This window comes from Streptococcus sp. HMSC072D05, from assembly GCF_001815805.1.
Taxonomy (GTDB): Bacteria; Bacillota; Bacilli; order Lactobacillales; family Streptococcaceae; genus Streptococcus.
In genome coordinates, this window is sequence record NZ_KV822037.1 from 23345 (window position 1) to 30487 (window position 7143).

Sequence of the window (7143 nt, forward strand, 5' to 3'; positions counted from 1 at the left end):
TGTTTTATTGCTATTCTATGCATTTTTTCATATAATAGTAAAATAGGATGTGTGATTTATTAATCACCTCAAAGAGAAAGGAAATTCTATGTCAAATCTATCTGTTAATGCAATTCGTTTTCTAGGTATTGACGCCATCAACAAAGCAAACTCAGGTCACCCAGGGGTGGTTATGGGGGCTGCTCCAATGGCCTATAGCCTCTTTACAAAGCAACTTCGTATCAATCCAGCTCAACCAAACTGGATCAACCGCGATCGCTTTATTCTTTCAGCAGGACACGGTTCTATGCTTCTTTATGCCCTTCTTCACCTTTCTGGTTTTGAAGATGTTAGCATGGATGAAGTCAAGAACTTCCGCCAATGGGGTTCAAAAACACCAGGTCACCCAGAATTTGGTCATACTGCAGGGGTTGACGCTACAACTGGTCCTCTAGGACAAGGGATTTCTACTGCTACTGGTTTTGCCCAAGCAGAACGCTTCTTAGCAGCCAAATATAACCGCGAAGGCTATAATATCTTTGACCACTATACTTATGTGATCTGTGGAGATGGAGACTTGATGGAAGGTGTCTCAAGTGAGGCAGCTTCATACGCAGGCTTACAAAAACTTGATAAGTTGGTGGTTCTTTATGATTCGAATGACATCAACTTGGATGGTGAGACAAAGGATTCCTTTACTGAAAGTGTTCGTGATCGCTACAATGCCTACGGCTGGCATACAGCCTTGGTTGAAGATGGAACAGACTTGGAAGCTATCCATGCTGCTATCGAAACAGCTAAAGCTTCAGGCAAGCCATCTTTGATTGAAGTGAAGACTGTTATTGGATACGGTTCTCCAAACAAACAAGGAACTAATGCGGTACACGGTGCTCCTCTTGGAGCAGATGAAACTGCGGCTACTCGCCAAGCTCTTGGTTGGGACTATGAACCATTTGAAATCCCAGCTGAAGTTTACGCTGATTTCAAAGAAAATGTTGCAGATCGTGGCGCATCAGCTTATCAAGCTTGGACTAAATTAGTTGCTGATTATAAAGAAGCTCATCCAGAACTGGCTGCAGAAGTAGAAGCCATCATCGACGGCCGTGATCCAGTTAAAGTGACTCCAGCAGACTTCCCAGCCTTAGAAAATGGATTTTCTCAAGCAACTCGCAACTCAAGTCAAGATGCTTTGAACGTTGTAGCTACTAAATTGCCAACCTTCCTAGGTGGTTCAGCTGACCTTGCTCACTCAAACATGACTTATATTAAGACTGATGGACTTCAAGACGATGCTAATCGCTTGAACCGCAACATTCAGTTTGGTGTTCGTGAATTTGCAATGGGAACGATCTTGAACGGGATGGCCCTTCACGGTGGACTTCGTGTATACGGTGGTACTTTCTTCGTCTTTTCTGACTATGTGAAAGCAGCTGTCCGCTTGTCAGCCTTGCAAGGACTTCCTGTGACTTATGTCTTTACCCACGATTCGATTGTAGTTGGTGAAGATGGTCCAACTCACGAACCAGTTGAACACTTAGCAGGTCTCCGTGCTATGCCAAATCTGAATGTTTTCCGCCCAGCAGATGCGCGTGAAACTCAAGCGGCTTGGTACCTTGCCGTGACAAGCGAAAAAACACCAACTGCCCTTGTCTTGACACGTCAAAACTTGACTGTCGAAGAAGGAACAGACTTTGACAAAGTTGCGAAAGGTGCCTATGTTGTCTATGAAAATGCAGCAGACTTTGATACAATCTTGATTGCAACAGGTTCAGAGGTGAATTTGGCGGTCGCAGCTGCCAAAGAATTGGCTAGCCAAGGTGCAAAAGTCCGTGTAGTCAGCATGCCATCAACAGATGTCTTTGACGCACAAGATGCAGCTTACAAGGAAGAAATCCTTCCAAATGCAGTTCGCCGTCGTGTTGCAGTTGAAATGGGTGCAACTCAAAACTGGTACAAGTATGTTGGTCTTGATGGTGCAGTTCTCGGTATTGATACCTTTGGAGCATCTGCCCCAGCACCAAAAGTATTGGCAGAGTACGGATTTACAGTTGAAAATCTAGTCAAAGTCGTTCAAAACTTGAAATAATCACAAAAATCAGAGTGAAAACTCTGATTTTTTATAACCATAAAAACAAGGCACAATCTTGTAAAAGTAGCTGAAATTTGATATAGTAGTCCTATGTAAAATACAAAGGAGAAAATACTATGGAAAATATTAGTCCAAATTTAACATTTTTGATCATGCTTGTAGGTATGTTTGCCTTGATGTTCTTTATGCAACGTTCTCAAAAGAAACAAGCACAAAAGCGTATGGAAAGCTTGAACAAGCTTCAAAAAGGCTATGAAGTCATTACAATTGGTGGGCTTTACGGAACAGTGGATGAAGTAGATACTGAGAAAGGTACAATCGTACTGGATGTAGATGGGGTTTATTTGACCTTTGAATTGGCTGCGATCAAGACCGTTTTGCCACTCAAAGAAGCTGTGACACCAGAAGGAACAGTTGTTGACGAAGGCGGAGCAATCGAAGAATAAAACGGGACCTGTCACTCCCGTTTTTCTATGAGACAAGAGGAAAAGGGATGAAAAAAATAGTATTTGTTTGCTTAGGAAATATTTGCCGAAGTCCCATGGCAGAGTTTGTGATGAAGTCCATGACGAGCGCTTACCAAGTCGAGAGTCGGGCAACGTCATCTTGGGAACATGGCAATCCGATTCATAAGGGGACGCAGGGGATTTTTCAGCAGTATCAGATCCCGTATGACAAAGACAAAACATCGCTTCAGATTGGCAGAGAGGACTTTGAATCATTTGATTACATTATCGGTATGGATGCTTCAAACGTTTCAGATCTGCGTCACATGTGCCCTCAGGAACTACAGTACAAGATCTACTCTTTTGCGGCAGAAAGTGTTCCAGATCCATGGTACACAGGAGATTTTGAGGAAACCTATGCGCGCATCACAAGTGGATGCCAAAGCTGGTTAGACCGTTTAGAAAATGAGAGTGACAATGGAAAAGTTTAAAAAAATCTTTGAAAAATATCGAGTATATCTAACTCGCCCGCGTATAGAGATTGCAACCGTTCTTCTAATCGCTATCTGCGCCGTATCAGTTTTTCTACTAAACACTCCAAAAAAGGGTGTCCTGACACTTGATGGTGGAGCTCTTGTTTATGATGGCACCTTGGTACGAGGGAAAATGAATGGTCAAGGGACCCTGACCTTTGAAAACGGAGACCAATATACAGGTGATTTCAATAATGGAGCCTTTAACGGGAAAGGAACTTTCCAATCAAAAGATGGCTGGAAATACGAAGGTGATTTTGTAAACGGTCAGGCTGAAGGTCAAGGGAAGTTGACGACAGAGCAAGAAGTTGTTTATGAAGGAACCTTTAAACAAGGCGTTTTTCAACAAAAACAGTAGTCTCCAAGTTAGGAGACTATTTTCAAAATCTAAAAAGAAAACGCTTTCTACTTTTGAATTCGATAACTAACTCTCAACTAGAAAAACTTTGTGAAATAAAAAAATTTTCTCCATAATTTCACAATCGTCTAAGCAAAACTCTGTTGCGTAGCCATATTGAGAAAAAAATCACAATCTTAGAAAATTTCTTTGTGAAATGCTCATGAAACTGTTTACAAAGCATAAAAAAAGAGTTATAATAAATTTGTGAAATAATTAACAAAGGATAACATCCTTAAAGGCTATGGAGGATAATATGGCTGATAAAAAAACAGTAACCCCAGAGGAAAAACAACTTGCTGCTGAAAAGCATGTCGATGGTCTCGTGAAAAAAGCCTTGGTTGCGCTTGATGAAATGCGCAAGTTGAACCAAGAGCAAGTTGACTATATCGTGGCAAAAGCTTCGGTTGCCGCACTTGACGCGCACGGTATCCTTGCACAACACGCAGTTGAAGAAACTGGTCGTGGAGTATTTGAAGACAAGGCGACAAAAAACCTATTTGCCTGCGAACACGTAGTGAACAATATGCGTGGAGTTAAAACAGTTGGAGTTATTGAAGATGATCCAATTACAGGTTTGACAAAGATTGCGGAGCCTGTAGGGGTAATCTGTGGTGTCACTCCGACAACAAACCCAACTTCAACAGCGATTTTCAAATCACTCATTGCTTTGAAAACACGTAACCCAATCGTTTTTGCCTTCCACCCATCAGCTCAAGAATCATCAGCTCACGCAGCACAAATCGTTCGTGATGCAGCCATCGCAGCTGGCGCACCTGAAAACTGTGTTCAATGGATTACAAAGCCATCTATGGAAGCAACTGGAGCGCTAATGAACCACGAAGGTGTTGCAACTATTCTTGCAACTGGTGGGAACGCTATGGTTAAAGCTGCATACTCATGTGGAAAACCAGCTCTTGGGGTAGGTGCCGGAAACGTTCCTGCCTATGTAGAAAAATCTGCTGACCTTCGTCAAGCTGCTCATGACATCGTTATGTCTAAATCATTTGATAATGGGATGGTCTGTGCATCAGAACAAGCGGTTATCATTGATAAAGAAGTATATGACGAATTTGTAGAAGAATTCAAATCATATCACACTTACTTTGTAAACAAGAAAGAAAAAGCGCTTCTTGAAGAATTCTGTTTCGGCGTGAAAGCAAACAGCAAAAACTGTGCAGGTGCTAAACTAAACGCAAACATCGTTGGTAAACCAGCAGCATGGATTGCTGAACAAGCAGGATTCAGCGTTCCAGAAGGAACAAACATCTTGGCTGCAGAATGTGCAGAAGTAGGACCGAAAGAACCATTGACTCGTGAAAAATTGTCACCAGTTATCGCTGTCCTAAAAGCTGAAGATACAGAAGACGGTCTTAAAAAAGCTCGCCAAATGGTTGAGTTTAACGGACTTGGTCACTCAGCAGCTATTCATACAAAAGACGAAGCTCTTGCTAAACGCTTTGGTACAGAAATCAAAGCAATGCGTATTATCTGGAACTCTCCATCTACTTTCGGTGGTATCGGTGACGTATACAATGCCTTCATTCCATCATTGACACTTGGATGTGGTTCATATGGACACAACTCAGTTGGTGATAATGTGAGTGCGATCAACCTTCTAAACATCAAGAAAGTAGGGAAACGTAGAAATAATATGCAGTGGTTTAAAGTTCCTTCAAAAATTTACTTCGAACGCAATTCTATCCAATACCTTCAAACATGTGAAGATATTGAACGCGTTATGATTGTTACAGACAAATCGATCGAAAAACTTGGTTTTGTTCAACGCATTATTGACCAATTGAACAAACGTAGCAACCGTGTAACTGTCCAAGTCTTCTCAGACGTTGAACCAGATCCAGATATCACAACTGTAGAACGTGGTACTGAAGTGATGAGAGCATTTGAGCCAGACACAATTATCGCTCTTGGTGGTGGTTCTCCAATGGACGCGGCCAAAGTAATGTGGCTCTTCTACGAACAACCACAAATCGACTTCCGTGACTTGGTTCAAAAATTCATGGATATCCGTAAACGTGCCTTCCGCTTCCCATCACTTGGTAAAAAAGCGAAATACATTGGTATTCCAACAACTTCAGGTACAGGTTCAGAAGTAACACCATTTGCCGTTATCTCTGATAAGAAAAACAATCGTAAATACCCATTGGCTGACTACTCATTGACACCAACTATTGCCATTGTTGACCCTGCTTTGGTTGAGTCAGTTCCAGACTTCATCGCTGCTGATACAGGTATGGACGTCTTGACTCACGCGACTGAAGCTTACACTTCAAACTTTGCTAACGACTACACAGACGGTATCGCCCTTCAAACAATCAAACTTGTGTTTGAATGGTTGGAAAAATCTGTTAAGACAGCTGATCCAGAAGCTCGCGAAAAAATGCACAATGCATCTACAATGGCTGGTATGGCCTTTGCCAATGCCTTCCTTGGTATGAGCCACTCAATGGCCCACAAGATCGGTGCGGTTCACCATACTGTTCACGGACGTACAAACGCAATCTTGCTTCCATACGTTATCCGTTACAATGGTACTCGCCCATCTAAGACGACTACATGGCCTAAGTACAACTACTGGAAAGCTGATGAAAAATTCCAAGATATTGCTAGAATGCTTGGATTGCCTCACTCAACTCCAGAAGAAGCGGTTGAAGCGTATGCCAAAGCAGTTTACGATCTTGGTGAAGCAGTTGGAATCACAATGAACTTCAAAGGCTTTGGAATCGATGAAAAAGCTTGGAAAGACAGCTTGCATGAAATTGCCTTGCTTGCTTATGAAGACCAATGTTCTCCTGCGAACCCACGCTTGCCAATGGTAGCTGACATGGAAGAAATCATGGCAGATGCTTACTATGGTTATGCAGAACGTCCAGGACGTCGTAAATAATCGTTTATCAGCCTAGAGGCAGGAGTGATCCTGTCTCTTTTTTTGTAAACTCTGAAAGAGTTGAAATCGGAGTTTTACCTTGAAATGAAGAAAATATGCAGATATTATAAAAGATTCTAGAGATATGCTTTGAAAATAAAAGAATAGATGAATGAAAAGGGGGAGAAAAAGTAGAAAAGCAGGAGAGAAAATCAACGCCCATACTTGCAATTAAACTCAAATAGTTATATAATAGGTTTGTTGAAAGGTGATTTGTAGTGATTCAAGTTACTCTTTTCACAATAAAATTTTCATGATTTTCATAAGGAGGAAATCACTAATGGTAGTTAAAGTTGGTATTAACGGTTTCGGCCGTATCGGTCGTCTTGCTTTCCGCCGTATCCAAAACGTAGAAGGTGTTGAAGTTACTCGCATCAACGACCTTACAGATCCAGTTATGCTTGCTCACTTGTTGAAATACGACACAACTCAAGGTCGTTTCGACGGTACTGTAGAAGTTAAAGAAGGTGGATTCGAAGTTAACGGTAAATTCGTTAAAGTTTCTGCTGAACGTGATCCAGAACAAATCGACTGGGCTACTGACGGTGTAGAAATCGTTCTTGAAGCAACTGGTTTCTTTGCTAAGAAAGATGCAGCTGAAAAACACCTTAAAGGTGGAGCTAAGAAAGTTGTTATCACTGCTCCTGGTGGAAACGACGTTAAAACAGTTGTATTCAACACTAACCACGACGTTCTTGACGGTACTGAAACAGTTATCTCAGGTGCTTCATGTACTACAAACTGCTTGGCTC

Annotated in this window: 6 protein-coding genes; all 6 read left to right on the forward strand. The window is 41.8% G+C overall.

Annotation, left to right across the window (positions count from 1 at the left end; translation table 11 throughout):
- The first annotated feature begins 88 nt into the window (after positions 1 to 88).
- The gene (gene tkt, locus HMPREF3057_RS05515; protein WP_070696783.1) at positions 89 to 2065 is read left to right on the forward strand and encodes a transketolase; all 1977 of its coding nucleotides are present in this window, start codon (positions 89 to 91) and stop codon (positions 2063 to 2065) included.
- Positions 2066 to 2193: 128 nt separating this feature from the next.
- On the forward strand, positions 2194 to 2514 hold the full coding sequence (yajC, locus tag HMPREF3057_RS05520; RefSeq protein WP_025168800.1) for a preprotein translocase subunit YajC: 321 nt from the start codon (positions 2194 to 2196) through the stop codon (positions 2512 to 2514).
- A gap of 47 nt (positions 2515 to 2561) precedes the next feature.
- Positions 2562 to 3005, forward strand: a complete 444-nt coding sequence (locus tag HMPREF3057_RS05525) for a low molecular weight protein-tyrosine-phosphatase (protein ID WP_000724851.1) — start codon at positions 2562 to 2564, stop codon at positions 3003 to 3005.
- Entirely contained in the window at positions 2992 to 3405 is a 414-nt protein-coding gene (locus tag HMPREF3057_RS05530; protein WP_070696784.1) for an MORN repeat-containing protein, read from the forward strand. The genes HMPREF3057_RS05525 and HMPREF3057_RS05530 overlap by 14 nt, the downstream gene beginning before the upstream one ends.
- 295 nt (positions 3406 to 3700) lie before the next feature.
- Positions 3701 to 6352, forward strand: a complete 2652-nt coding sequence (gene adhE, locus HMPREF3057_RS05535) for a bifunctional acetaldehyde-CoA/alcohol dehydrogenase (RefSeq protein ID WP_000763996.1) — start codon at positions 3701 to 3703, stop codon at positions 6350 to 6352.
- Positions 6353 to 6671: 319 nt separating this feature from the next.
- Positions 6672 to 7143, forward strand: a 472-nt coding sequence (locus tag HMPREF3057_RS05540; RefSeq protein WP_142350349.1) for a glyceraldehyde 3-phosphate dehydrogenase NAD-binding domain-containing protein, incomplete at its 3' end; no start/stop codon positions are given.

Coding starts and splice junctions, on each gene's coding strand:
- tkt (WP_070696783.1), top strand. CDS start 89: ATGTCAAATCTATCTGTTAATGCAATTCGTTTTCTAGGTATTGACGCC.
- HMPREF3057_RS05525 (WP_000724851.1), top strand. CDS start 2,562: ATGAAAAAAATAGTATTTGTTTGCTTAGGAAATATTTGCCGAAGTCCC.
- HMPREF3057_RS05530 (WP_070696784.1), top strand. CDS start 2,992: ATGGAAAAGTTTAAAAAAATCTTTGAAAAATATCGAGTATATCTAACT.
- adhE (WP_000763996.1), top strand. CDS start 3,701: ATGGCTGATAAAAAAACAGTAACCCCAGAGGAAAAACAACTTGCTGCT.